This is a genomic window from Streptomyces sp. SM10, from assembly GCF_002910915.1.
GTDB lineage: Bacteria > Actinomycetota > Actinomycetes > Streptomycetales > Streptomycetaceae > Streptomyces.
Genome location: NZ_NEUF01000094.1, coordinates 1 through 2,042, shown reverse-complemented (window position 1 = coordinate 2,042; position 2,042 = coordinate 1). Strand labels below are relative to the sequence as shown.

The 2,042-nt window shown below is 69.9% G+C and carries 2 protein-coding genes and 1 pseudogene; 2 read left to right on the top strand and 1 reads right to left on the bottom strand.

Annotated features, from left to right (window positions below; translation table 11 throughout):
- Window positions 1–448, bottom strand: a pseudogene (locus tag B9S57_RS13930) (hypothetical protein); the annotation flags it as partial.
- 310 nt (window positions 449–758) lie between these two features.
- On the opposite strand from B9S57_RS13930, the gene B9S57_RS13925 reads away from it, so the two are divergent.
- Together B9S57_RS13925 and B9S57_RS13920 are read left to right on the top strand one after the other, a co-directional pair.
- Window positions 759–1,094 carry a helix-turn-helix transcriptional regulator gene (locus B9S57_RS13925; RefSeq protein ID WP_056704932.1) on the top strand — a complete coding sequence of 112 codons (336 nt, stop codon included), beginning with the start codon at window positions 759–761 and terminating at the stop codon, window positions 1,092–1,094.
- Window positions 1,095–1,799, top strand: a complete 705-nt coding sequence (locus B9S57_RS13920; RefSeq protein WP_056704931.1) for a cation transporter — start codon at window positions 1,095–1,097, stop codon at window positions 1,797–1,799. It abuts the gene before it with no gap.
- Window positions 1,800–2,042 lie beyond the last annotated feature (243 nt).

The following is a 2,042-nucleotide window of genomic DNA, read 5'->3' as shown; positions in this document are numbered from 1 at the left end:
CCAGGTCGTTGACCTGTTCTCCCGCTGCTTCCAGCGCCTCCCGGACACGCTCCAGCGCACCGTGCTCGGGGTGAAGGAGGTGGTCAACTGCCCGCTGAAGGCTGGCTCCGTCTTCGGCCGCACGGATCTGGTCCGTGATGCTGAGGAGTTCGGCTCCGGCGGCGTAGGGCCCCAGCGCATGCACCGGAGGGCTCAGCCGGGCGGTGTCGAGAGACGGCGGGAGGGTGACGTCATAGCGAGCGGCTCGAAGCATCTCGGCCGCATGGCTGGCGATGGCGACCTGGTCGGCGAGCGGAGTGGTGGTGGGCAGGCGATGGCGTCGGCCGTGCCAGTCGTCGATCTGCTTGAAACCGGCGTGACGGAGGAGCTGCGCGGAGAGGTCGTCAGTAGCGCCCTTGGCAACGACGCTGCCGCTGAACTCGGACGTGATGGTGATCGAGGTAGGCACGGAAGTCTCCGGGGCAGAGGGAGCGAAGGACCCGTTGGAGGTGGGCCAGTGGGCAGAGCGTCCGGCAAATCCGGGGTTTGGTCCGGCCGAGAAGCGCTGGTAGAGCCGCACGGGGTCATGTCCCTTGTGGTGGTGTAGGCGATCAGTCGTCTGACGTGGCGGGTAGAACGGTCAGGGCTTCGGCGCCGACTACGCCGCAGAAGTCAGCCGCCGCTGACTCGGCATGCCACAGCTCATGCTGGCCGGGCTTTCCGGCAGCGATCAATGGTCCACGGTTTCCTGAATTCAGGAATCTCTGTATTGTCGGAGGGTGCTGACACTCGCCGCTGACATCGACGTGCTGGCGCGGTTCGGTCGCGCCCTCGCCGACCCCATCCGCTGCCGCATCCTGCTCGCCCTGCGCCAGGCCCCGGCCTACCCGGCCGACCTCGCCGACAGCCTCGGCATCTCCCGCACCCGGCTGTCGAACCACCTGGCCTGCCTGCGCGACTGCGGCCTGGTCGTCACCGTCCCCCATGGCCGCCGCACTCGCTACGAACTCGCCGATGAACGTCTCGGCCACGCACTCGACGACCTCCGGGCCGCCGTGGTCGCGGTCGAAGCCGACCGCACCTGCGCCGATGCCGACGAGAAGGGCTGCTGCTGAATGACCGTGATATCCCTCGGCCCCAGCCCCGCCCGCCGCGACCTGCTCACCCGCCGGATACGCCTGCTGGTCGCCGCGACGATCGCCTACAACGTCATCGAGGCGATCGTTGCCATCACCGCTGGGACCATCGCTTCCTCCACCGCGCTGATCGGCTTCGGCCTCGACTCCGTCATCGAGGTTTCGTCCGCCGCGGCGGTCGCCTGGCAGTTCTCCGCACGTGACCACACCACTCGCGAAGCCCGCGAGAAGCGCACCCTGCGGATCATCGCCGTCTCCTTCTTCGCCCTGGCGCTCTACGTCTCCCTCGGCTCCGTACGCGCGCTGACCGGCACCGGCGAAGCCGACCACTCGCTCCCCGGCATCGTGCTCGCCGCCCTCTCGCTGGCGATCATGCCGTTCCTGTCGGCCGCCCAGCGCAGGACCGGCCGGGAACTCGGCTCCGCCTCGGCGGTCGCCGACTCCAAGCAGACCCTGCTCTGCACCTACCTCTCGGCCGTACTCCTCGTCGGCCTCCTGGCCAACCTGCTGCTCGGCTGGTCCTGGGCCGACCCGATCGCCGCCCTCGTCATCGCCGCCCTCGCCGTCAAGGAAGGCCGCGATGCCTGGCAAGGCAAGGGCTGCTGCGCTCCCACCACCGGACACGAACCCGCCGCGTCCGCTGGCGACGCATGCGGATGCGCCACGGGGTGCAGCTGCTGCTGACCGCTCCCACCGGTGGCGGCCCAGGAACGACGGGCCACCACCCCAGCCATTCCACGACTTCTGACAGCCAGGGTTACCAACAACGGCCATGGAAGGGCCTCCTTGAGGAGTTGGATCAGCGGTCGCGGGAGTACGCGACGCGGGGGTCAACCGGCCGGACCGCCGGTGTGGTGACGGCGGCGGCGGGGACCGGCGCCCTGCCCGGGATACCGGCGCGGGCCGGGCTGGCGGCGAGCGCGGCGG